The organism is Phreatobacter stygius (assembly GCF_005144885.1).
GTDB lineage: Bacteria > Pseudomonadota > Alphaproteobacteria > Rhizobiales > Phreatobacteraceae > Phreatobacter > Phreatobacter stygius.
Genome location: NZ_CP039690.1, coordinates 2,173,299 through 2,196,585, shown reverse-complemented (window position 1 = coordinate 2,196,585; position 23,287 = coordinate 2,173,299). Strand labels below are relative to the sequence as shown.

Below are 23,287 nucleotides of genomic sequence, written 5' to 3'. Positions count from 1 at the left end.
AAGACAAGACGGGAGAGGAACATGCCTCATTTCACCAAGAGAGATCTGCTCAAGGCGGGGGTTGCCGGCATGGCCGGCAGCGACCTGCTGTTCGGCCTGAGCCCGCTGTCGGTGGGTGCGATCACCGCGGTCGCCCAGACGCCCAAGCGCGGCGGCGTGGTGCGCGCCGTCGTGCATCCCGAGCCATCGAGCCTGATGCTCGGCCTGGTCCAGAACACGCCGACCCAGATGGTGTCGGGAAGCATCTACGAGAGCTTGCTGAAATATGGCCACGACCTGACGCCGCTGCCGTCCCTGGCCGAGCGCTGGGAGGTTTCGGCCGACGGCAAGGCCTATACCTTCCATCTGAAGAAGAACGTCAAATGGCACGACGGTCGCCCGTTCGGCGCCGACGACGTGGTGTTCTCGACCGACAAGTTCCTGCGTGAAACCCACCCGCGCTGGCGGCCGATCGCAACCACCCATGTCGAGCGGATCGAGAAGGTCGACGACCATACGGTGCGCTATGCCCTGAAGAACCCGTTCGGCCCGTTCATCCTGATGTTCGAACTGAGCACGACCCCGATCGTGCCGCGGCACCTCTACGAAGGCACCGATTACAAGACCAACCCGGCCAACAACACGCCGGTCGGCACCGGCCCGTTCAAGTTCTCGGAATGGCAGCGCGGCTCTTATATCAAGCTCGTTCGCAATGCCGACTATCACGTGCCGGGCCTGCCCTATCTGGACGAGGTCTATTGGCAGGTCATCCCGGATGCCGCCGCCCGGGTCGTTGCCTACGAGACCGGCCGGGTCGACATCCTGACCGGCGGCACGGTGGAAAATTTCGACGTCGCCAAGCTCGCCAAGCTGCCCAACTCGTCGGTGACCGGCAAGGGCTGGGAGATGATCGCGCCTTTGTCCTGGCTGTGGTTCAACCATCGCCAGGGCCTGATGGCCAAGAAGGCCTTCCGCCAGGCGGTCATGTACGGCATGGACCGCGAATTCGCCAAGGACGTGATCTGGAACGGCCTGGCGCGGGTGGCGACCGGCCCGATCAGCTCGAAGACGCGGTTCTACAGCGACCAGGTGACCCGCTATCCGTTCGATCCGGCCAAGGCCAAGACGCTGCTCAAGGAAGCCGGCTACAAGGGCGAGCCGATCCGCCTGCTGGCCTTGCCTTATGGTGAGGCCTGGACACGCTGGGCCGAGGCGGTGAAGCAGAACCTGACCGATATCGGCCTGAACCTGCAACTGGTGACCACCGACGTCGCGGGTTATGGCCAGCGCCTGTCCGACTGGGATTTCGACCTCGCCTTCACCTGGCTGTCGCAATTTGGCGATCCGGCGCTCGGGGTGGCGCGCAGCTATGTCTCGAGCAACATTGCCAAGGGGTCGCCCTGGAACAATGTCGCCGGCTATGTGAATCCCGACATCGACAAGCTGTTCGCCGAGGCGGCCGCCGCCAACGACGCGGCGCAGCGCCAGGCCCTCTATACCCGGGCGCAACAGATCCTGGCCGACGACCTGCCGGTGGCCTGGATGCTGGAGCTGGAATTCCCGACGATCCATCGCAGCAACGTCCAGAACCTGATCAAGACCGCAACCGGCATGAACGACGCGTTCCAGGATGCCTGGAAAGCTTAGTTCGGCCATTCCGCGGCGGCCGGCGGGCTGTGTCCCTCCCGCCGGTTCCGCCATCATCAGGAGGATGGGCTCGTGACACTTGCCGGGTTCCTGCGCCGGAAGACGATCAATGCGGTCGTCATCCTGATCGCGATCGCCGCGATGAACTTCTTTCTCATCCGCCTGGCGCCGGGCGATCCGGCGCAGGTGATGGCCGGCGAGGCCGGGGCCGGCGACGCCGTGTTCCTCCAGCAGCTGCGCGAGAAGTTCGGGCTCGACCGGCCGCTGGTCGAGCAATTCTGGCACTATATGAAGGGGATCGCGACGCTCGATCTCGGCTTCAGCTATCGCCAGCAGCGGCCGGTCCTGGATCTGATCATCGAACGCCTGCCGGCGACCCTGCTGCTGACCGGCACCGCTCTGGTCATCTCGCTCTGCGCCGGCGTGACGCTCGGCACGCTGGCTGCCCGGCGGGTCGGGCGCCTGTCGGACAGCGCCATCACCTCGGCCTCGCTGGTGTTCTACGCGATGCCGCTGTTCTGGCTCGCGCTGATCGCCCAGATCGTCTTCTCGAAGCACCTGGGTTGGCTGCCCAATGTCGGCTACGAAAGCGTTGGCGCCGGTTATACCGGCGTGCGGCGGGCGCTCGACATCGGCTGGCACCTGATCATGCCGGCAACCACGCTCGGGCTGTTCTTCACGGCCGTCTATGCCCGGATGATGCGCGCCTCGATGCTCGAGGTGGCCGGTTTCGACTACATCAAGACCGCCTATGCCAAGGGCCTGGGACCGGGCGCCATCGTCCGTCACCACATGATTCCCAACGCCATCCTGCCGGTGGTGACGCTGGCGGGCCTGCAGGCCGGGCAGCTGGTCGGCGGCTCGCTGCTGGTCGAGACCGTGTTCGCCTGGCCCGGTATCGGCCGGTTGCTGTTCGATGCCCTGATCCAGCGCGACTACCAGGTCCTGCTCGGGGTGTTCTTCACCTGCTCGGCCATGGTGATCCTGTTCAACATCCTGACCGACCTGGTCTACCGGTTCGTCGATCCGCGCATCGAGGTGGCCTCGTGACAGCATTCCTGCGCCGCTTCGCGGAGAACCGGGGCGCCCTGGTCGGCATCGCCATTCTCCTCATCATCGTCGCCGTGGCGGCGCTGGCGCCCCACATCTATCCGACCTCGCCCTGGCGCATGGTCAATCGGCCGTTCCTGGCGCCCTTCGCTTTGGAGCGCGCGCCGCTCGGCACCGACGCGCTCGGGCGCGACATCCTCGCAGGCCTCGTCCATGGCAGCCGGGTGTCGCTGCTGATCGGCCTGGTCTCGACGCTGGCCGCCCTGCTGGTCGGCGTGCCGGTCGGCGCCGCCGCCGGCTATTTCGGCGGCTGGATCGACAACGCGCTGATGCGGCTCACCGAATTCTTCCAGACCATTCCGTCCTTCGCGCTGGCGATCGTCGTCGTCTCGATCCTGCAGCCGTCGGTCGCCTCCATCGTCCTGGCGATCGCCATCGTCAGCTGGCCGCCGGTGGCGCGCATGGTGCGCGGCGAGGTGCTCAGCCTGCGCTCGCGCGAATATGTCCAGGCAGCCATCGTCACCGGCCAACCGGTCGCCAAGGTGATCTTGACCGAGGTGCTGCCCAATGTGGTTTCGCCGATCATCGTGCTCGGCTCGCTGATGACGGCGACCGCGATCCTGCTGGAAAGCTCCCTGTCGTTCCTCGGGCTCGGCGATCCGAACGTGATGAGCTGGGGCTACATGGTCGGGGCCGGCCGGACCCGGGTGCTCGAACAATGGTGGATCAGCTTCATTCCCGGCGCGGCCATCTTCGTCACCGTGCTGGCGCTCAACCTGGTCGGCGAAGGGCTCAACGATGCGCTCAACCCGACGCTCAAGAAGGGTCGACTATGACCGTGGCCGCCGTGCAAACGCCGATCCTGTCGGTCCGCGACCTGACCATCGCCCTGCCGGCCGGTGCCGACCGGCCGCATGCCGTCGAGAACATCAGCTTCGATGTCGCGGCGCGCGAGGTGTTGTGCATCGTTGGCGAATCCGGCTCCGGCAAATCGATCACCGCCCATGCCGTGATGGGCCTGCTGCCGCGCAATCTGGTCAGCCGCTCCGGCGACATCACGCTCGGCGGAGCCTCGCTCACCGGCCGTTCGGAGGATCAGATGCGGGCGGTCCGCGGCCGCCAGATCGGCATGATCTTCCAGGAGCCGATGACCTCGCTCAATCCGGTCCAGCGCATTGGCGACCAGATCACCGAGGTATTCAAGGCCCATGGCCTCCTGATGCCACTGGAACGGGCCGAACGGGCGGTGGCTCTGCTCGCCGAAGTGGGCCTGCCGGAACCGGCTCAGCTGATGCGCGCCTTTCCCCATCAATTGTCCGGCGGCCAGCGCCAACGCGTGATGATCGCCATGGCGCTGGCGCTCGAACCGCGCCTGCTGATCGCCGACGAACCGACCACCGCGCTCGACGTCACCACCCAGGGCCAGATCCTCAAGCTGATCGAGAGGCTCAGGCGCGACCGCGACATGGGCGTGCTGTTCATCACCCACGATTTCGGCGTGGTCGACGACATTGCCGACCGCGTCGCGGTGATGCGCCAGGGCCGTCTGGTCGAGACCGGCAGCGCCGCCGAGGTGCTGCGCGCGCCATCCCACGCCTATACGAAATCGCTGCTGGCGGCCGTCCCATCCTTGACGCCGCCGCCGGCCGGCCCGAGGCCGCATGCGGCGACCGCGCTCGCCGTCGAGAACCTTGAGAAGACCTATGTCACCAGCGTCGGGTTTTTCCGGCCGCCACGGGTCGTGTCGGCGGCGGCCGATGTCAGCTTCACGCTGCGGCGCGGCGAAACGCTCGGCATCGTCGGCGAATCCGGTTCCGGCAAGTCGACCGTCGGCAAATGCCTGGTCCGCCTGCTCGAACCCAATGGCGGCGCGATCCGGCTCGGCGACGTCGATCTCATGGCTCTGCGCGGCAGCCGGCTGCGGCCGCTGCGCCGGCGTATCCAGATGGTCTTCCAGGATCCCTACGCCTCGCTCAATCCGCGCAAGACCATTGGCCGGATCATTGCCGACGGGCCGATGGCGCACGGCGTTCCGGCGCGTGCCGCTCATGACAAGGCGCGCGAGCTGATCCAGCTCGTCGGCTTGAGCGTCGATGCGCTCGAGCGCTATCCGCATGAATTCTCCGGCGGCCAGCGGCAACGGATCGGCATCGCGCGAGCCCTGGCGCTGGAACCGGAGGTGGTGGTCGCCGACGAAGCGGTATCGGCGCTTGACGTCTCGGTGCAGGCGCAGATCCTGTTGCTGCTGCGCGATTTGAAGCAGAGGCTGGCGATGTCGTTGATCTTCATCACCCACGACCTGCGCGTCGCGGCTCAGATCTGCGACCGGATCGCCGTGATGCAAAGAGGCCGGATCGTCGAGATCGGCGACACCGCGGCGGTCTTCGCCGATCCGCAGCACGCCTATACCCGCGAACTGCTGGCGGCGGTGCCCGGACGCCGCCATTCGTCGCCTCACGTCCCAAACAAGGCGTAATCCGGTTCCGCAGCCCGATAGACTGCCTGGCGCGGCCGAGGCGGTCCGATTTGAGAGGTCAACACCCCCATGCCAGATGTCGTTCCTCTCGGGTCGAATGCCGCGGCGGGCGGGGCGGAACGCTCCGACCTCAGGATCGGCCAGCGGATTCGCGCCATCCGTACCGACCAGGGCCTGACCCTGGATGAAACCAGCCGGCGCAGCGGCGTCTCGAAATCCGCCCTTTCGAAGATCGAGAACGACCGGGCCTCGCCGACCTTCGAGGTGCTCGAGCGGATCGCCGCCGGCCTCGGCGTCGCGCTGGTCAACCTGTTCTCCGAGCAATCCACCGGCCATATCGGGCGGCTGACCTCGACGCCGGCGGGTGGCGGACGGCGGACCGAGGACCGGAACTATATCCATGAATTCTTGTGCACCGGCCTGAAGGACCGCCGCATGGTGCCCTTCGTCACCACGGTGAAGGCACGCAGCGCCCACCAGTTCGAAAAGCCAGCCTCGCACAAAGGCGAAGAATTTCTCTATGTCCTGTCCGGTGCCGTCGCCTTCGTCAGCGGCTCCTATGCCGAGATCAGGTTGACCGCCGGCGACAGCCTCTATTTCGACAGCCGCCTCGATCACCTCTGCTACACCACCGATGGCGCGGATGCGACGCTGCTATGGGTCTGGTGCGAAACCGGCTGACCCAAGCCGGGGCGGGCGCTCCTGCACCTAGCGCCGCCCGACCAGCACCCGGCTGCCGTGATCATAGAGGCCGGTCAGGAGGCCGAGAGCCGCGGTCATCGATCGCAGCTGGCTGTCGAGGCCGGCGATCTCCTTGGTCGGCAGCATCAGCAGCTCCTGCCTGAGCGAGACCAGGCGTGAGGTCGCGCGGGCGCCGTCCTCGGTGACGGCGTAAGCCATGTCGCGATTGGTCGCGCCTTTGACCTGGCGGACGAGCCCCGCCTTGATCAGTTTCCTGAGGCTGTACTGGACGTTGGAGACATCTTCCCGGTTGGCGAAGCGCAGGAGGTCGGCAATGCGGCTCGGCTGACCCGCCGTGACCAATTGCTGCAGGATGATGCAGTCCTGGCCGGACAGATTGTGCTCGCGCGCCTCCGGGCCGAGCAGGGCACCGGCAAAACGGACAAAGGCCTCGCCGGCGCAGATCAGCGCCTGCTCGAACTCGGTGACGACGGCCTCGTGGCCGGTGCGCGCCAGGTGCGGCGGCGCGGGCGGTCCGGGACGGACGGCAATGCCGGCCTGGTCGGTGTCGAGAATGCGTGATCGACGCGGCGCCATGCTGATTGACTCACTGAAAGTGCGACGTAGAATAAGTAATGAATAGAGCACGAGATCGGCTGAGTGACCATGGCCTTGATCCTCTACGAACTCGGCGGATTGAACGGGCGCCGCTATAGCCAGTTCTCCTGGCGCACACATATGGCGATGGCCCACAAGGGCCTGAGCGCGGAGAGCCGCGCGGTGCCGGTCAGCGACAAGCAGGCGATCGCCTTCAGCGGCCAGGACAAGGTGCCGATCCTGGTCGACGGCGACCAGGTCATTGCCGATTCCTGGGCGATCGCCGAACATTTGGAACGGCGCTACGCCGACCGGCCGAGCCTGTTCGGCGGCGCCATCGGCCAGGCGCTTTGCCGTTTCGTCAACGCTTATGTCGATCGCACGCTGATTCCCAAACTGGTGCCGCTGTTGATGATCGATGTCGTCGCATGCGTCGGCGACGAGGACGCGCATCATCTGCGCCAGCAGATGGAGCAGGTTTTCCGCCGGCCGCTGGAACAGCTCGCCGCCGAGCGCGACAAGGACATTCTGGCCTTTCGCAAGCTGCTCGATCCGGCGCGGGCGACCTTGCGCAGCCAGCCGTTCCTTTGCGGCGAACAACCGGCCTATGCCGACCATATCCTGTTCAGCCTGTTCCAGTGGGCGCGCATCGTCAGCCGTTTCGAGGTGCTCGAGCCGTCCGACCGGCTCGCCGCCTGGCGCGAGGCGATGCTCGATCGCCATGATGGGCTGGCGCGCAAGGAGCCCGCGCGCTCCGACGCAACGCCCGGGCATCGAGGAGGCTGATGTGGCCGAGGTCGTGATGCCGGAAACGCTGCGCGACTGGATGGACCATCATGCCGCCGCGCGGGCCGGCCAGCCCGCCTGTATCGGGCCGCATGGCGTCATCTCCTACGCCGCGCTGCATCAGCAGGCGCTGGCGTTCGCCGGCGCGTTTCGCGCCCATGGGCTCGGCAAAGGCGACGTCATCGCGGTGCAATTGCCGAACGGCCTGGCGTTTCTGCAGTGCTATCTGGCGGCGGGCTCTATTGGCGCCGTGCTGCAAACCATCCACATGCCCTACAGAGCCGCCGACATCGAACCTCTGCTGCGGCATGCCAGGGCCAAGGCAGTCATCTGCCTGGCCGAGGCCAGGGATGTCAGCCCGGCCGCGCTCGTCCTGTCGCTGCGCCAAAGCCTGCCCGATCTCCGGCTTGTCGTTGCGGTCGGGCCCAATGCGCCTGATGGCGCGATGGCCTTCGAAGCCTTGGCCAGCGGGCCGGGCACGCCGCCCGATGATCGCCCGCAACCCGGCGATCGGTTCGTCCTGCTCTACACCTCGGGGACCACGGCCGCGCCCAAAGGCGTGCCGGTTCCCTATGCCAGGTTCCTGGCCAATGCCCGGCTCAGCGCAGCGGAACTCGGCATTGACGGGTCCTCGGTGCTGCTGTCGGCGGCGCCGTTCAGCCATCTCTACGGCCTGTTCTCGATCAATCTGGCGCTGTCGGCGGGGGCCGCCACCGCCGTCCTGCCGGCCTTCACGCCCGTCAGCCTGGCAGCCGCGCTCGACAGCCACCGGCCGACCGGGCTGTTCGTCGCGCCGGCGCATCTGGCTGGCTGCCTGAACGAGGGTCTACTGACCCCGGACCGGCTTTCCTCGCTGCGCTTCGTGCTGATATCAGGCAGCGCCTGCCCGCCGGAGCTCGCCCGCGCCCTGCAGGACCTGATGCCGGAGGGAAAGGTTTGCCAGCTCTGGGGCATGAGCGAAATGCAGGCCGGCAGTTTCACCCGGCCCGGCGATGCCGAGCCGGTCCGCTTGACCAGCGTCGGGCGCGCCAGCCCCGGCACCGAGCTCAGGGTCGCCGACGGAACGGAGCCGTTGCCAGTCGGCACGGAAGGCGAATTGCAGGTGCGCGGCATCTCCGTGTTCGACGGCTATCTCGACAATCCGAGTGCGACGGCGGAAGCCTTCAGCGCCGACGGCTGGTTCCGCACCGGCGACCTCGCGCGCCTGGACGAACACGGCCATCTCACCATTACCGGGCGATCGAAAGAGGTGATCAACCGGGGCGGGGTGAAGTTCAATCCGGCCGATGTCGAGGCGCTGATCGCGCGGCATCCGGCGGTCGAGATCTGCGCGATCGTGCCGATGCCCGACCCGGTGCTGGGCGAGCGCGCCTGTTGTTTTGTCGTCTTGCACGCGGGCGCCGGCATTGATCTCGACAAACTCAGGGCATGGCTGGCGCGCCACGACGTCGCCAAGACCAAATGGCCGGAACGGCTCGAACTCATCGACGAGATGCCGATGACCCCGACCCGCAAGATCAAGAAGGCCGAGCTGGCGAAACGAGTCGCGGGTTCAGGCTGACTGCGCAGAGGCGCAAATCCCGGCATGTCGCCGGCAGGCTCAGTGGCACGCCGGGCCGTCTATGATCCATCACAGCGCCTCCGTCATGCGCTGGATGAGAAGACTTGCCAGCCGGCGCCGCCCTAGTTTGCGCCGTCTGACGGTCCCAGTCCGTCGGCGCGGGGGCTAGCAGGGGTTGGGCATGGAAGGCAGGAACAGGCCGGCGATGAGCCGGCGGGGTGCATGGACGCGGGTGCATGTGCTGCTGGCGGCGACGGCATTGACGGCAGCCGCGGCTCCAGCCGTCGCGCAGGACGCGACGTGGCTGGCCAATCCCGGCTCAAACGTCCTGTCCACCGCCAACAACTGGTCCGGCGGGGCCGTGCCGACCGGGACCGCGACTTTTGGCGCCTCGTCGACGACCTCGCTGATCGTCAGCGCCGACCAGAGCTTAGGCGGCCTATACTTTGCTGCCGGCGCGCCGGCCTATTCGTTCAGCCGCCAGGACCCGTCCGACCTCATGCAGAGGATCCGTCTCACGGGTGTCGGCCTGCAGGCGGCCGCGGGGGCCGATTACACGCTGAACCTCGACCGCGCCGGCCTTAATTTCTACAATTCCGCCTCGACCGGATCGGTGACGATCAACGCCGTCAATAGCCTGCTGTACTTCTACGACAACAGCACCGCTGCGGCGTCTCGCATTCTCGTCAGCGGCGGAACAGCCTATTTTTACGGTAATTCCTCCGCGGGCAGCGTGGCGCTGACACTCGACAACGGCGCGGTGCAGTTCGAGGACTCCTCGACAGCCGCCAACGCCATCATCACCACACAGAACAGCACTGCCATCTGGTTCTTCGACAGCTCTTCGGCCGGATCGGCGAAGATCACGACGGCAGGACAGCTCAGGGTTGGGAACACCGCGACACTGAGCAATGCGACGCTCGACCTCGCCGGGAACACCACCTTCGGCGGTCAATCATCCGCCGGGGCGGCGACGATCACGAACCGACGCGCCGGATGGGTCGACTTCAACAACGACAGCACCGCTGGCCAGGCGAGCATCCTCAATCTCGGCGCCATCCTCTTCTCCGACCAGTCATCGACCGGGACCGCGACAATCGACAATCGCAATTACCTGTCCATGAGGACGACCAATGCCGGAGCAGGGCTCATCCTCAATAGCGGAACCTTGCTCGTCTCGGGCTATTTCGGCACGGGCGGTCTGGGACAGACGACGGTCGTAAACACCGGCAGCATGACGCTCATCTCGGCTGCCAGCGGCCAAGGCGCCACGATCGACAACCGTGGTCAGGGCACGCTCCGATTCAGCTTCGGGACGACAGCAGGCTCGGCCATCATAAATAACGCGGGCACCACCACCTTTGTCGACAATGCCACTGCAGGTTCAGCGACCATCAACAATACGGGCCGGCTGCGCTTCCAGGACGATGCCTCCACCGGCACCGCGACGATCACATCGGCCAGCCGGATCGAGATGGCGACCACCGACACGAAGGGGGCCGCGACGATCACGCTGCGGTCGGGCGGGGCGCTTTCCGGCCATGGCGCGGTGGGCAACACCACGGTCCAGTCCGGCGCGACCTTCGCGCCATCGGGTGGCACGCTTGTCGTCAATGGCAACCTGACGCTTTATGCCGGCGGAACCTACGCCTTTGCTCCCGGCGGCCTCACGACGGCCACCGGCACGGCGACGCTTGGCGGCGGCAACCTGTCGTTCAAGGCGGTGAGCTTTGCGGACCAGAGCCATACGGTGCTGACCGCGGCTGGTGGCGTTGCGGGCACCTTCACACTGCTGGGCGACGGTGCGGTCGGTTCAATCGTCTATAATCCGAACGATGTGCAGCTGACGGTGAAAGGCTATCGTGCCGGCACGGCGCTCGCCGGGCAGGGCGGGCGGAACCTCGCCCATGTCGCCGCCGTCATCGACCGGGTGATCGATGCGACCGGCACGCAGCCGGGCTTCATCCCGACCTCGCTGATCGGCGTCACCGGCGCCACTCTGGCGACCCAGCTCAGCCGGCTCACCGGCGAGGCGGGCACCGGTGCCGTATCGACGGGCCTGACCGGGGCCTCGACCTTTCTCGGCATCATGCTCGACCCGATGGCCGGCGCGCGCGGTGCTACCGCCAATGCGCCCGGCTCCTCGCTGATCGAGATGGCCGATATCGCTTCAGTGCGCACGCCTGCCGCGCGGGTCGAAGCGGCCTGGTCGATCTGGACCAAGGCTTACGGTCAGGCCGGCCGCACGGCCTCGGATACCGGCCTCGGCGCGGCCGGCTCCGCCTCGTCGCTTTATGGGGTTGCGGCCGGCGCCGACCGGCTGGTCGCGCCGGGCCTCGTCGTCGGTTTCGCGGTCGCCGGCGGCGGCAGCTCCTTCGGCCTCGGCACGCGCGGCTCCGGCAGCGGCGACTTCGCGCAGATCGGCGCCTATGGCTCCATGCGGCTCGGGCCCGGTCATGTCTCGGCGGCGCTCGCTTATGGCTGGAACCGCTTCGACGTGACGCGCGATGTCTCAGGGTTCGGCCTGACCGAGACCTATCGCTCGGGACCGGTCGGCCATACCTTCGGCGGCCGTCTCGAGGCCGGCCGGCGCTTCGGGCTCGGACAGTTCGGGCTCACTCCCTATGCCGCCGCGGAGGCCATCGCCTATGTCGCGCCGGGCTATCGCGAGAGCTGGGACATGCCCGCCACCGGCGCCTTCGCGCTCGCTTATGCCGGCCGCACCACCGGCACCCTGCGGGCCGAGCTCGGCGCCAGGGCCGATGCCCTCGTCGCTTCGGCCGAGACCGGCGACCTCCTGGCCTTCTCGCGCCTCGCCTATGCGGTGCAGTCCAACACCCAGCGCGGCGCGGAGGCGCAGTTCCAGACGCTTGCCGGCTCGACCTTCGCCGTGTTCGGCGCGCGCGCCTCGACCCATACCGCGCTCGCCACGCTTGGCGTGGAAGCCCGCTTCCGCCAGGGCTTCGCCGCCTCGCTCGCCCTCGACGGCGAGGTCGGCGACCGCCACCGCGCGCTCAGGGGCAGCGTTGCGCTCAGGCAGAGTTGGTAGGTTCCTAGGTAGCCGAGCCGCGCGACGCCTGAAGCCAGTCAATGGGCGCTGTACCACCAAAAGCACCACCTAATTTTTGACCTGCCGTTGCGAAGTCGCCTAGCTGAATGTCTGCTGAAGCATTTTGTCACGACCATACGGTCGTCGCTAACGCGGCGAGCAAGGCCGATAAAATCAGTCGCTTAGTTGCCTTTCCAAGCCCGCTCGCGCCAGCGCGAGGTCGTCTGGCAGTTCGGTGAGTATCAAGTTGCTCCGATGCGGTGATGTTCCTCGGGGATCTGCATATTGTGTTCTTTCATATGCAAAAGCAGCAGATCCCAGTTGGAATGGCGAATATGGAGCCGGTTCAAGGGGTCTGACGTGCTGCGGATGACTAGCCAATCCTGACCGTCCCGAAATAGGGCGTACCTGCTATCATCTAGCGACCACGAAGCTCTCTTGTCCGATGGCTCCGCCTGTTCGGGCGGATGAAAATTCCGCATGTGAGGCAAAGCGAAACGTTGTCGGGATTCTGGAGTGAGAAGGTCCGCGAGCTGCGACAGAAGGATCGGTCTGCGTCGGTCGGCGGCCCTTATGATTTCCGAGTTGGTCTCACCCGGAGGATACCACAGCGTGACGAACATCCCTTCCTGAACGAGGGCATCGACTAGGGGCTTGAAATCCTGGTCGCCGGTGAGAAGCGTCGCTTTTTGGCCTGCTGCCGGTTTCACGGACACCGAGTTTGGGTGTCAACTGTGAAGCCGGAGGTGGCCTATGCAACGACGAAAGTTCAGCCGGGAGTTCAAGCTCGAGGCTGTGAAGCTGATCAAGGAGCGCGGGGTTGCGGTCGCGCAAGCGGCGCGCGACCTGGATGTGCATGAGAACGTGCTGCGCAAATGGGCCAAGGATTTTGTGGCCGATCCGCAGCAGGCGTTCCCCGGCCAGGGCCAGATGAAGCCCGAGCAGTTGGAGATCGAGCGGCTGAGACGCGAGGTTGCCAAGCTCAAGGCCGAACGAGATATCCTAAAAAAAGCCGCGGCCTACTTCGCGAAGGACTCGATATGAAATTCGGGTTCGTCGCGAAACATCGGGGGATCTGGCCGACGGCATGGTTGTGTGAGGCGCTCGGGGTCTCGCGTTCTGGCTTCTACGCCTGGCTCACAAGGTCCCCGAGCCAGCGGGCCAAGGACGATGAGGCGATCGGCGCGAAGGTGCGAGCGAGCTTCGTTGCCAGCGACAGAACCTATGGTGCTCGCCGGGTCTGGCATGACGTTCTCGCCGATGGCGTTTCCTGCGGGCTCCACCGGATCGAACGTCTGATGCACGGTCAAGCTCTTCGCGCTCGGCCGCGGCGCCGTGGCCTTCCCCCTGATACGGGGGAGCGGGTCAGCGTCGGCATCGCGTCAAACCTGCTCGATCGCCAGTTCCAGGCATCGGCGCCGAACCAGAAGTGGGTGGCAGACTTCACCTATGTCTGGACGGCCGAAGGCTGGCTCTACGTGGCCGCGGTTGTCGACCTCTTCTCGCGGCGGGTGGTTGGCTGGTCCATGAACGCGTCGATGATGGCACAACTCGTCACCGATGCGCTCATGATGGCGATCTGGCGCCGGGGCAAGCCCGACGCCCTGCTGCATCACTCCGACCGGGGCAGCCAAGGCGGATTCAAACGGTCGTCGCAACACCGATTGTGTTCACTCATGGCAGTAACGCGTCAAGCGCCTCTGCCGGCGTTTTCCAGCCCAGCGTCTTTCTCGGTCGGGCATTGAGGACCGCTGCCACGGCGGCAATCTCATCGGCGCTGTGGATGCTCAGGTCGGTGCCTTTCGGGAAGTACTGACGCAGCAGCCCATTGGTGTTCTCGTTGGTGCCGCGCTGCCATGGGCTTTGCGGATCGCAGAAGTAGACCTGGACACCCGCATCGATTTTGAGACGATCGTGCTGGGCCATTTCGGCTCCCTGATCCCACGTCAGCGAGCGACGCAGTTCTTCGGGCAAGGTGATGATGGTGCGCGCGATCGCATCGCGCACGGCCTCAGCTCCGTGTCCCGCGAGCGCTGGCCCGTTCTTCGTGCGAGGAGCTTCGCCGTGCCCCGCGAGGCGGGGCAGATGCAGCAGCATCGTGAAGCGCGTTGTGCGCTCGACCAGCGTGCCGATCGCCGAGCTGCCAAGACCGAGGATGAGGTCTCCCTCCCAGTGGCCAGGCACCGCTCGATCGGCTGCTTCGACGGGGCGTTGACTGATCATGATCTCGGGCGAGACAAAGCCCTTGCCTCGCCTGCGGACGCGCGCCCTTGGCACCCGCAACACGCGTCCTGTTCGCAAGCAGGCCGTCAGTTCGCGGCGCAGCACCCCCCGGCCCTGAACGAAGAGGGCCTGATAGATGGCTTCGTGGCTGATACGCATCGTCTTGTCGTCCGGGAAGTCGATCGGCAAGCGCCGGGCAATCTGCTCCGGACTCCAGGCCCTTGCCCATCGCCGATCCTTTCGCGGGCCATGCCGGCGGCCCTTCCACGGAACGGCAGGACCTGGAACGGAAACGCCGCTCGGAGCCACGACGACGCCGGCAAGTCTCTCCTCCACATAGGTGCGCAAGGTTGTGTTGAGCGCAAGCTTGGTCGGTTTGGGCCGACGGGCCGATCGATCCGCATGCCACTGGGCAGTCGTCGCCCGATACTCCAACCCGCCGCTGCGCGTGGCTGCGTTGCGCCGCAGTTCACGGGAGATTGTCGAGGCGGCTCGCCTCAGGCGGCGCCCGATCTCCTGCATGGAATGGCCCTGCACCCTAAGAAGTGCGACCTCTTCACGCTCCACCAATGACAGGTAACGACCAGGCGGCTTTGCCGAGGATCTGAACATTGCTGGTGGCATACCGCCCGCCTTTCGGAACCATCTGGTTCCTACAGGCTGCGACACTCCGGCTTCGAGAGCAGCATCTTCGCTGCTCAGCCCCGCGGCGATCGCCCGCCAGAATCGAATCTGTTCATCGCGCCCCGCCAAAGGCGGCCGTCCTGGTGAAGGTAATGGCGCTCGTCCAGACCGTGCCGATCGCCGCTTTCGGATGCTCATCGCAACCTCCAACTTCAGAGTGTTGCGACGACCGTTTGAATCCGCCCAATACACCAGCGCGCCGTTCCAGCGTCTGATGGCCGATAATGGCGTCATCTGTTCGATGAGCCGCTCCGGAAACGTCTGGGATAACGCCGCAATGGAGAGCTTCTTCTCCTCGCTCAAGACCGAGCGTACGGCTCGCAAGGTCTACCGCACGCGCGATCAGGCCAAGGCTGACGTGTTCGATTACATCGAACGCTTCTACAATCCACGCCGGCGTCATTCGACGCTCGGCTATCTCAGTCCGATGGAGTTCGAAAACCAAGCGAATTTAGCTTAGGAACGTGTCCACGGAACCGGCAGCAGGCCAGTTGGGCTTTTCAAGAAGCAAAAAGACGTCCTGTTTTCGTCTGCCCTGCAGTGTCTTCTTCGCACGCTCAACCAATTGAGGTAGGTGGACGTGAGGAGCGCCTGTGGCTGGCCGAATGTTCTCGACTGCGTGCTTAATTGCGCACTCAACAGCGTAGCCAATTAAGTACCCAGCTCCGTCGAGATGGCCTGCGGCAGCTAGATGCGCCGCATCGTCGAAATGCCTTAGGGCAGAATCATCGTATGTCTCTGGCAAGCGATTCGCCCCCCTCGTGATAGGGCCATTCATATCACGCGATGGCTTTTCTTTGGGAGCGGCTAGCCACGGGCCGCTACCTCTTCAAATCCCGGCGCTTGCCGATACGGAGGAGAGAAGCAACAATCCGCCTGGTTGGGCGTACTCTGCTTGCCGCAAGGCAACCCAAATGCGATGTGCGGTGCCTTGATCTCCGAATTGTAACTCGGCTCGAAGCCACAGGCGATACGTAGGGGCTTCTCGGGCGTTTGCGGACTATCGCGGACGCACGCAGGTGAGTTGATGGTGCCCCTAGCCGGAATCGAACCAGCACTCCTTGCGGAACTCGATTTTGAGTCGAGCGCGTCTACCAATTCCGCCATAGGGGCAACGCGGGGCGGACTATAGCCGGCCGCGCTCGCGGGTCAACGCCGACGGCTTGACTTTGTTGGGGCAGGGGCGTTTCTCAAGCGTCGATGAACGACAAGCTGGCCTTTTCGACCGCGGTGGCGGTCGCCCAACCCTCGACGCTGAGCCCGCCCGCGCCGGCCAAGGTGCTGAGCGAAGCGGCCAAACGTGCCCTGGCGGAGGCCGCCGAGCGGCGCGCGGCGCTGGAGGCCAAGGCTGCCGAACTCGCCAAAAACCCCGAGCTGCACGGGCGCGGCGGCGCCGACCCGGTGCGTTACGACGACTGGGAGGTCGGCGGCATCGCGGTCGACTTCTGAGCCGACCGCTGCTGACGGTCTGGTTTCAGTGCTTTTTGCTTCAGGCTTTGTTCTTGCGTTCGCGCAGCTCGGTGAACACCGCCAGCGGCGTCGCCCCGGCCATGCCGAGATGGGCTGCGATGTCAGGATCGGCGGCGCGCAGGAACGGGTTGGTCTCACGCTCCCGGCCAATGGTCGTCGGCAAGGTCGGCTGGTTTGCGGAGCGCAGACGCGCCACCTCGTCGGCGCGCGCCTTGAGTGCCGCATTGCCCGGGTCGACGGTGAGCGAGAAGCGGGCATTGGAGGCGGTATATTCGTGGCCGCAATAGACCCTGGTGTCGGCCGGCAGCTGGCTCAGGTCCTGGAGCGAGGCCCACATCTGCGCCGGCGTGCCCTCGAACAGCCGGCCGCAGCCGAGCGAGAACAGGGTGTCGCCGGAGAACAGCACCTTTTCGGAGCCGAAATGATAGGCGACATGGCCAACCGTATGGCCTGGAGTGTCGATGACATCGGCCACGAAGGAGCCGAAGCGGGCGATGCCGCCCGGCAGCACGGTTTCGTCGACGAGCGGAATGCGGTGGGCGTCCGCCGCATTGGCGATCACCCGGGCCTTGGTCGCGTCCTTGACCATGGGGATGCCCTGGACGTGGTCGGGATGGTGGTGGGTGACCAGGATGTGGCTGATGGTCCAGCCCTTGGCGGCGGCGGCGGCCAGAACCGGCTCGGCCTCGGGCACGTCGATCGCAGCGGTGGCGCCGGTTTCGGGGTCGTGCATCAGCACGCCGAAATTGTCGTCGAGGCAGGTGAAGAGATGGATCTCGGCGGCCATGATATTCTCCCGGCGTTCATCCTCGCGGGGTTATGTCATTGCCCGCGGGCTTCTGCCAATTCATTCTCGGCAGGGCTGAACCGAAAGTTCTGAGAACAAGTGTCCGACGTCGTCGATCTGCGTGCCTTCTATTCCTCCTCGCTCGGCATGGTCGCCCGGCGCATGGTCAATCACGCCATCCAGACCCATTGGCCGAGCGCCCGCGGCATGACCATGGTGGGCTTGGGTTATTGCACGCCCTATCTCGGCCTGTTCCGCGAGGATGCCGAGCGGTCGCTGGCCTTCATGCCGGCCCGCCAGGGGGTCATCCATTGGCCGACGGCCCGGCCGAGCAAGGCGGCGCTGGTCGAGGACGACAGGCTGCCGCTGGCCGATGCGGCGGTCGACCGGGTGCTGATCGTCCACGGCCTGGAGGTCTCCAACGACGTGCAGGCGCTGCTCGGCGAGGTCTGGCGTGTGCTCGCCGCCGGCGGCCGGGTGCTGGCGGTGGTGCCGAACCGGCGCGGCCTGTGGGCCCAGCGCGACACCACGCCATTCGGCCAGGGGCGGCCCTATTCGTCGAGCCAGCTGACCGAACTGATGCGGGAGAGCTCATTCACGCCGGTGGCCTGGAGCCAGGCCTTGTGGGTACCGCCGGTCGGCAAATCGCTGATTCTCGGCTCGGCGGGGGCCTGGGAGCGGCTCGGCTCGGCGCTATCGCTGCCATTCGCCGGCGTACACCTGGTGGAGGCGACCAAGCAGGTCTACAAACCTGCGCCGATCCGGCGCGAACGCGCGATCCAGATCTTCAAGCCGGCGCTGCGGCCGAGCCCGGCGGTGCGCCAGGCGCATCGGGACGGGGACGGCTAGCGTCCCGGCAGCTTGGATTTCAGCACGAACAGCAGTTCGGCGATCTCTTCATCGGCCAACAGACCAATGCGGCGGGCGAGCAGATTGGCGAGCTCGGTCGCCTGTGGTGACAGGCCCGAGGTGTCGATGACGATGCGCGGATGGGAAATTTCCGCCAGCTTGGCGAGTTCTTCGGCCTCGTCCCAGATGATGCCGAAATAGGCAATGATGCGCTGGACGAGATACCAGCTCGGCCGGCCGCGCTTGCCATGTTCGAGCGCCGAGAGATAGGCGGCGGAAACGCCGATCGTTTCGGCCATGGCGGTCAGCGTCGCGCCCTTGGCCTCGCGCAACTGGCGGACACGGGCGCCGAACGGGGTCATCGGCGCCTGGCCTCGACAACCGCAAGGGCGGCGGCGAAGGCTTCCTCGATACCGAGCGCCGTCGTGTCGATGGTCACCGCGTCGGCGGCGACCAGCAGCGGGGCCGCGGCCCGGCCGGAATCGCGGGCATCACGCTTCAGGATGTCGGCGAGGACATCGGCAAAACCCGCCGGCGTGTCGGTGATTTCGCCGCGCCCGACCAGTTCCCTGAAGCGGCGGCGGGCCCGTTCCTCGGCGCTCGCGGTGATGAACAGCTTGGCTTCGGCATCGGGTGCGATCACCGTGCCGATGTCGCGGCCATCGAGCACGGCGCCGCCGGCCTGGGTCGCAAAGGCGCGCTGCAGGTCGATGAGCGCCTTGCGCACCGGTCCGTGGGCGGCAACCACGGAAGCCGCCTCGCCGGCATCCTTGGTGCGCAGCCGTTCCGGATCGAGATCGGCGAGATCGAGGTTCTCGGCAATCGTCGTGGCGATCTCGACATTGTCGAGCGGGAAGCCGCGATCGACCATGATGCGGCCGACGCCGCGATAGATCAGGCCGGTGTCGAGATGTGGCAGGCCGTAATGGGCGGCCAGCCGCTTCGCCAATGTGCCCTTGCCCGAGGCTGCCGGTCCGTCGATCGCCACGATCATGCGAAATCGGCCCCCAGCCGGCGCATCAGCGGGATGAAATCCGGGAAACTGGTGACGATGAAGCCGGTGTCGTCGACGCTCATCGGCTGATCGGTGGCGAGGCCCATGACCAGGAAGCTCATGGCGATGCGGTGGTCCATATGGGTCGCCACGGTGCCACCGCCGGGAGCCCGGCCGGTGCCCTCGACGATCAGGTCGTCGCCGTCGATCGCATAGTCGACGCCGGCCGCCGCCAGGCCGTCGGCAACCGCTGCGAGCCGATCGGATTCCTTGACCCGCAATTCGTGCAGGCCACGCATGCGGGTGGTGCCATGGGCGAAGGCGGCGGCCACCGCCAGTATCGGATATTCGTCGATCATCGAGGGTGCGCGATGGGCGGGCACGTCGACACCGGTGAGCCTCGAGCCGCGCACCCGGAGATCCGCGATGTCCTCGCCCGATTCGATCCGTGGGTTGAGCTGTTCGATCGCGGCGCCCATCTCGATCAGCGTGGTGATCAGGCCGGTGCGCAGCGTGTTCATCATCACGCCGGTAATGGTCACATCCGAGCCCGGAACGATGGCGGCCGCGACCAGCGGAAAGGCGGCGGAAGACGGATCGGCCGGCACCACCACCGGGGCCGGCTTCAGCTCGGGCTGGCCGACAAGGTCGATGCGCCGGCCATGGGCGCCATGAGGCGTCACGGTCACGCTGGCGCCGAAATGGCTCAGCATGCGCTCGGTATGGTCGCGGGTGGCTTCCTTCTCGATCACGCTGGTGACACCAGGCGCGTTGAGGCCAGCCAGCAGCACCGCCGATTTGACCTGCGCTGAAGCGACCGGTGATTCGTAGACGACCGGCACGGCGTCTCTCGGGCCTTCGATGGTGATCGGCAGACGGCCGCCTTCGCCCTGCGCGACCACACGAACGCCGAACAATTCCAGGGGATCGAGCGCCCGGCGCATCGGGCGCTTCCTCAGCGAAGCATCGCCGTCGAACGTGGCGCGGATCGGATGGCAGCCGACCACGCCCATCATCAGGCGGCAACCGGTGCCGGAATTGCCGAAATCAAGCGCTTCCGCCGACTGGACCAGGCCGCCGACACCAACGCCGTGCACGGTCCAGGCGCCAGGGCCGGTGCGTTCGATCCTTGCGCCCAGCGCCCGGCAGGCCTTGGCCGTGTTGATCACGTCCTCGCCCTCGAGCAGGCCGGTGATGCGGGTTTCGCCGACGGTCAGAAGCCCGAACATCAAGGCGCGATGCGAAATCGACTTGTCGCCGGGCACGGTCACGGTGCCGGCAAGGGCCTTGCCTCGGCTCGAGGTCATCGGCATCTTGGTTTCGGTTGCGCTCACAATAGGCTTCCCACGCTGACAAAACGGGCGGATGCGCTCTATCCCGCGCTTCATCCCTCTTGACAAGCGGTGTTCGTGGGCCCAACTGACCGCCCTTCAAGAGAAGCCCTGGATTGTGTAAGGAGCCCGCTTTGGCGAGACCGGAACTCGGCGTGAAGCGCATCTGCCCGACCACGGGCAAGAAGTTCTATGATTTGAACCGCGACCCCATCATTTCGCCCTATACCGGCGAAGTGCTGCAGCGCGTGATATTCGAGCCGACCACCCGTCGTGGTGCCGCAGCAGCGGCCGCGGCCGCCGCCAAGCCGGCGCCGGCCGAGGACGACGATGCCGAGCTCGAAAATACCGACGTCGAGCTGGTCAGCCTGGAAGAGGCTGACGATGAAGCCACGGCGCCGGGCAAGGCCGTGCCTGTCGAGGACGACGAACTGGACGTCGAGGTCGAGGATGACGGCGCCGATGACGATACCTTCCTCGAAGAAGACGAGGATGAGGGCGACGATGTCGCCGATCTGATCGGCGAAGGCATCGAGACCGACGACGAGCAGTGACGCTGTCCAAGGGGGCGCGTCTCGCGCCTCTTGCGAAAGTGGCTGATCGGGCGTATGTGAAAGGCCGACTTAGGTCATCTCATAACGTCCCCTGGACGCGATCGTGAGAGTGGGTTCCCCCGGGGACCCGCTCTTTTTGTTTCTGAAGTCTCCTGTTCGTTGGAGTTGCTATTGTCGGCGGATGACCCGCGCCTGATCGTCGAGACCGGAGTGGCCGCACGCGTGGCGGCCATCGTCGAGCCTGTCCTGGAAGGTTTGGGCTTCCGGCTGGTGCGCGTGCGCGTGTCCGGCGCCAGTGGCGGCGGTTCGACCCTGCAGATCATGGCCGAGCGTCCGGACGGCACTTTCACCATTGACGATTGCGAGGCGGCCAGCCGCGCGCTGTCGCCGGTGCTCGATGTGGAAGATCCGATCATCGAGGCCTATAATCTGGAAATGTCGTCGCCGGGGATCGATCGGCCGCTGGTTCGCGCTGGCGATTTCGATCGCTGGGCCGGCTACGAGGCGCGCATCGAAATGGCGGTGGCGCAGGATGGCCGCAAGCGTTTCAGGGGCATTGTCGAGGGTTCGGCCGGCACCGGCGCGCGCCTGAAGCGGACCGACGTCAAGGGCGACGAGGCCCCCGACGTGGTCCTGCCGATCGAAGAGATCGGCGAAGCGCGGCTGATCCTGAACGATGACCTTATCCGCGAGGCGCTGCGCCGCGCCAAGGCGGCCGGCCGGTCGATCGAGGACGACGAAGACTTCGACGAGGACGACGAGGACGACGGCGAGGACAGTTTCGCGCTGCCCGAGCCGGACAATGAAAACGATCCGTCGGACGCCTTCATCGTGGTCCGTCCGACAACCCCGCGTCCCGTCAAGGCGACGCCGGTTCCGAAGAAATCGAAGCCCGGCTGGAACACCGGCGGGCCCAAAGGTCCGAAGCCGAAAGGCCCGGGCCGTCACGCCAAACCAAAGCCGACCCGCTAAAGGGGAGACAGACATGGCCGTCTCAGCCAACCGCCTCGAATTGCTTCAGATCGCCGACGCCGTCGCTCGTGAAAAACAGATCGACCGGCAGATCGTGCTCGAAGCGATGGAGGATGCGATCCAGAAGGCGGCGCGTTCGCGCTATGGCCAGGAGACCGAGGTGCGCGCCGAGATCAACGGCAAGACCGGCGAAATCCGGTTGTCGCGCCTGCTCCTGGTCGTCGACCAGGTCGAGAACCTGGCCACGCAGATCGCCACCGAAGAGGCCCGCCGGCGCAATCCGGCGGCTCAGCCGGGCGACTGGATCGCCGAGACCCTGCCGCCCTTCGATTTCGGCCGCATCGCCGCCCAGTCGGCCAAGCAGGTCATCGTGCAGAAAGTGCGCGAGGCCGAGCGTGACCGGCAGTTCGACGAGTACAAGGATCGTGTCGGTGAGATCGTCAACGGCCTGGTCCGCCGGGTCGAATATGGCAATGTGGTCGTCGATCTCGGCCGCGGCGAAGGCATCATCCGCCGCGACGAGCTGATCCCGCGCGAAATGTTCCGCAACGGCGATCGCGTGCGCGCCTATCTGTTCGACGTCCGCCGCGAGCAGCGCGGCCCGCAGATCTTCCTGTCGCGCACCCATCCGCAGTTCATGGCCAAGCTGTTCGGCCAGGAAGTGCCCGAAATCTATGACGGCATCGTCGAAATCAAGGCGGTCGCCCGCGACCCGGGCTCCCGCGCCAAGATCGCGGTGGTGTCACGCGACAGCTCCATCGATCCGGTCGGCGCCTGCGTCGGCATGCGCGGCTCGCGCGTCCAGGCGGTGGTCGCCGAGCTTCAGGGCGAAAAGGTCGACATCATCCCGTGGAATCCGGACATTGCCACTTTCGTGGTCAATGCCCTGGCGCCTGCGGAAGTCGCCAAGGTCGTGCTCGACGAGGATCGCGAGCGCATCGAGGTGGTGGTGCCGGATCCGCAGCTGTCGCTGGCCATTGGCCGTCGCGGCCAGAACGTGCGGCTTGCCTCGCAGCTGACCGGCTGGGATATCGATATCCTGACCGAGCAGGAAGAGAGCGAGCGGCGCCAGGCCGAGTTCGAAGCCCGCACCAAGCTGTTCATGGCCTCGCTCGACGTCGACGAAGTCGTCGGCCAGTTGCTCACCTCGGAAGGATTCCGTACGGTCGAGGAGGTCGCCTATGTCGATCTCGCCGATCTCGCCGGCATCGAGGGCTTCGACGAAGAGACCGCAACGGAATTGCAGCGCCGCGCGCTCGACTACATCGCCAAGATCGAGGCCGAGCACGATGCCAAGCGCAAGGCGCTGGGCGTGGCCGACGATCTGCGCGAGGTCGATGGCGTGACCACGGCCATGATGGTCAAGCTCGGCGAGAATGACGTCAAGTCGCTCGAGGATTTCGCCGGTTGCGTTCCCGACGACCTGGTCGGCTGGTCCGAACGCAAGGACGGCCAGACCACCAAACATGCCGGCTTCCTCGACGGTTTCGAACTGTCGAAGGACGAGGCCGAAAGCATGATCATGTCGGCCCGCGTCAAGGCCGGCTGGATCGAAGCGCCGGCGGAAGAGCCGGCGCATGAGGAAGCCGAGGCCTGA

At 66.0% G+C, this 23,287-nt stretch carries 20 protein-coding genes, 1 tRNA gene and 2 pseudogenes; 15 read left to right on the top strand and 8 right to left on the bottom strand.

Annotated elements, in window-relative coordinates:
* Positions 1-69 precede the first annotated feature (69 nt).
* From E8M01_RS10020 to E8M01_RS10000, 5 genes are all read left to right on the top strand, one after another.
* Complete coding sequence (locus E8M01_RS10020) at positions 70-1,626, top strand: ABC transporter substrate-binding protein (protein ID WP_136964543.1); 1,557 nt, start codon at positions 70-72, stop codon at positions 1,624-1,626.
* Positions 1,627-1,698: 72 nt separating this feature from the next.
* A complete protein-coding gene (locus E8M01_RS10015; RefSeq protein ID WP_246088666.1) occupies positions 1,699-2,676 on the top strand; it encodes an ABC transporter permease in 978 nt (325 codons plus the stop codon).
* Positions 2,673-3,512 carry an ABC transporter permease gene (locus E8M01_RS10010; protein ID WP_136959990.1) on the top strand — a complete coding sequence of 280 codons (840 nt, stop codon included), beginning with the start codon at positions 2,673-2,675 and terminating at the stop codon, positions 3,510-3,512. The genes E8M01_RS10015 and E8M01_RS10010 overlap by 4 nt, the downstream gene beginning before the upstream one ends.
* Positions 3,509-5,152 (top strand): ABC transporter ATP-binding protein, encoded by a 1,644-nt coding sequence (locus E8M01_RS10005; RefSeq protein WP_246088665.1) that lies wholly within the window; start codon positions 3,509-3,511, stop codon positions 5,150-5,152. The genes E8M01_RS10010 and E8M01_RS10005 overlap by 4 nt, the downstream gene beginning before the upstream one ends.
* A gap of 69 nt (positions 5,153-5,221) precedes the next feature.
* On the top strand, positions 5,222-5,833 hold the full coding sequence (locus E8M01_RS10000; protein WP_136959988.1) for a helix-turn-helix domain-containing protein: 612 nt from the start codon (positions 5,222-5,224) through the stop codon (positions 5,831-5,833).
* 27 nt (positions 5,834-5,860) lie between these two features.
* On the opposite strand, the gene E8M01_RS09995 is transcribed toward E8M01_RS10000, so the two are convergent.
* Positions 5,861-6,430: a winged helix DNA-binding protein gene (locus E8M01_RS09995; protein WP_170181848.1), complete on the bottom strand. Its 570-nt coding sequence runs from the start codon at positions 6,428-6,430 to the stop codon at positions 5,861-5,863.
* 69 nt (positions 6,431-6,499) lie between these two features.
* Between E8M01_RS09995 and E8M01_RS09990 the strand changes: the two genes are divergently transcribed.
* From E8M01_RS09990 to E8M01_RS09980, 3 genes are all read left to right on the top strand, one after another.
* Entirely contained in the window at positions 6,500-7,216 is a 717-nt protein-coding gene (locus E8M01_RS09990) for a glutathione S-transferase N-terminal domain-containing protein (RefSeq protein WP_246088788.1), read from the top strand.
* Between the two features lies 1 nt (position 7,217).
* Complete coding sequence (locus E8M01_RS09985) at positions 7,218-8,777, top strand: class I adenylate-forming enzyme family protein (RefSeq protein ID WP_170181847.1); 1,560 nt, start codon at positions 7,218-7,220, stop codon at positions 8,775-8,777.
* 205 nt (positions 8,778-8,982) lie between these two features.
* Complete coding sequence (locus E8M01_RS09980) at positions 8,983-11,826, top strand: autotransporter outer membrane beta-barrel domain-containing protein (RefSeq protein WP_170181846.1); 2,844 nt, start codon at positions 8,983-8,985, stop codon at positions 11,824-11,826.
* Positions 11,827-12,068: 242 nt separating this feature from the next.
* Here the strand turns inward: E8M01_RS09980 and E8M01_RS09975 are convergent, their stop codons facing one another.
* On the bottom strand, positions 12,069-12,542 hold the full coding sequence (locus E8M01_RS09975) for an NYN domain-containing protein (RefSeq protein ID WP_136959984.1): 474 nt from the start codon (positions 12,540-12,542) through the stop codon (positions 12,069-12,071).
* Between the two features lie 37 nt (positions 12,543-12,579).
* On the opposite strand from E8M01_RS09975, the pseudogene E8M01_RS09970 reads away from it, so the two are divergent.
* A pseudogene (locus E8M01_RS09970) lies at positions 12,580-13,460 on the top strand (IS3 family transposase); the annotation flags it as partial.
* A gap of 40 nt (positions 13,461-13,500) precedes the next feature.
* Here the strand turns inward: E8M01_RS09970 and E8M01_RS09965 are convergent.
* Positions 13,501-14,871, bottom strand: coding sequence for an IS30 family transposase (locus E8M01_RS09965; protein ID WP_211596664.1), 1,371 nt, complete (start codon positions 14,869-14,871; stop codon positions 13,501-13,503).
* Between the two features lie 43 nt (positions 14,872-14,914).
* Here E8M01_RS09965 and E8M01_RS09960 point away from each other — a divergent pair.
* Positions 14,915-15,193, top strand: a pseudogene (locus E8M01_RS09960) (IS3 family transposase); the annotation flags it as partial.
* A 568-nt stretch (positions 15,194-15,761) separates the two neighbouring features.
* On the opposite strand, the gene E8M01_RS09955 reads toward E8M01_RS09960, so the two are convergent.
* A tRNA-Leu gene (locus E8M01_RS09955) sits at positions 15,762-15,846 on the bottom strand.
* Positions 15,847-15,933: 87 nt separating this feature from the next.
* On the opposite strand from E8M01_RS09955, the gene E8M01_RS09950 reads away from it, so the two are divergent.
* Positions 15,934-16,182, top strand: a complete 249-nt coding sequence (locus tag E8M01_RS09950) for a DUF1674 domain-containing protein (protein ID WP_136959983.1) — start codon at positions 15,934-15,936, stop codon at positions 16,180-16,182.
* 40 nt (positions 16,183-16,222) lie between these two features.
* Here E8M01_RS09950 and gloB read toward each other — a convergent pair whose 3' ends face one another.
* Positions 16,223-16,990, bottom strand: a complete 768-nt coding sequence (gene gloB / locus E8M01_RS09945) for a hydroxyacylglutathione hydrolase (RefSeq protein ID WP_136959982.1) — start codon at positions 16,988-16,990, stop codon at positions 16,223-16,225.
* 147 nt (positions 16,991-17,137) lie between these two features.
* Between gloB and E8M01_RS09940 the strand changes: the two genes are divergently transcribed.
* Complete coding sequence (locus E8M01_RS09940) at positions 17,138-17,839, top strand: class I SAM-dependent methyltransferase (RefSeq protein ID WP_136964540.1); 702 nt, start codon at positions 17,138-17,140, stop codon at positions 17,837-17,839.
* On the opposite strand, the gene E8M01_RS09935 is transcribed toward E8M01_RS09940, so the two are convergent.
* The 3 genes from E8M01_RS09935 to aroA are packed head-to-tail and all read right to left on the bottom strand — an operon-like array spanning position 17,836 to position 20,167.
* Positions 17,836-18,201, bottom strand: coding sequence for a helix-turn-helix domain-containing protein (locus E8M01_RS09935; protein WP_136959981.1), 366 nt, complete (start codon positions 18,199-18,201; stop codon positions 17,836-17,838). The genes E8M01_RS09940 and E8M01_RS09935 overlap by 4 nt on opposite strands.
* Positions 18,198-18,833 (bottom strand): (d)CMP kinase, encoded by a 636-nt coding sequence (cmk, locus tag E8M01_RS09930; protein WP_136959980.1) that lies wholly within the window; start codon positions 18,831-18,833, stop codon positions 18,198-18,200. The genes E8M01_RS09935 and cmk overlap by 4 nt, the downstream gene beginning before the upstream one ends.
* Positions 18,830-20,167 (bottom strand): 3-phosphoshikimate 1-carboxyvinyltransferase, encoded by a 1,338-nt coding sequence (gene aroA, locus E8M01_RS09925; RefSeq protein WP_425467714.1) that lies wholly within the window; start codon positions 20,165-20,167, stop codon positions 18,830-18,832. The genes cmk and aroA overlap by 4 nt, the downstream gene beginning before the upstream one ends.
* A 131-nt stretch (positions 20,168-20,298) precedes the next feature.
* On the opposite strand from aroA, the gene E8M01_RS09920 reads away from it, so the two are divergent.
* The 3 genes from E8M01_RS09920 (at position 20,299) to nusA (ending at position 23,287) form a co-directional block, all read left to right on the top strand.
* On the top strand, positions 20,299-20,718 hold the full coding sequence (locus E8M01_RS09920; protein WP_136959979.1) for a TIGR02300 family protein: 420 nt from the start codon (positions 20,299-20,301) through the stop codon (positions 20,716-20,718).
* 171 nt (positions 20,719-20,889) lie between these two features.
* Positions 20,890-21,690, top strand: a complete 801-nt coding sequence (rimP, locus tag E8M01_RS09915) for a ribosome maturation factor RimP (protein WP_136959978.1) — start codon at positions 20,890-20,892, stop codon at positions 21,688-21,690.
* Positions 21,691-21,703: 13 nt separating this feature from the next.
* On the top strand, positions 21,704-23,287 hold the full coding sequence (gene nusA, locus E8M01_RS09910; RefSeq protein WP_136959977.1) for a transcription termination factor NusA: 1,584 nt from the start codon (positions 21,704-21,706) through the stop codon (positions 23,285-23,287).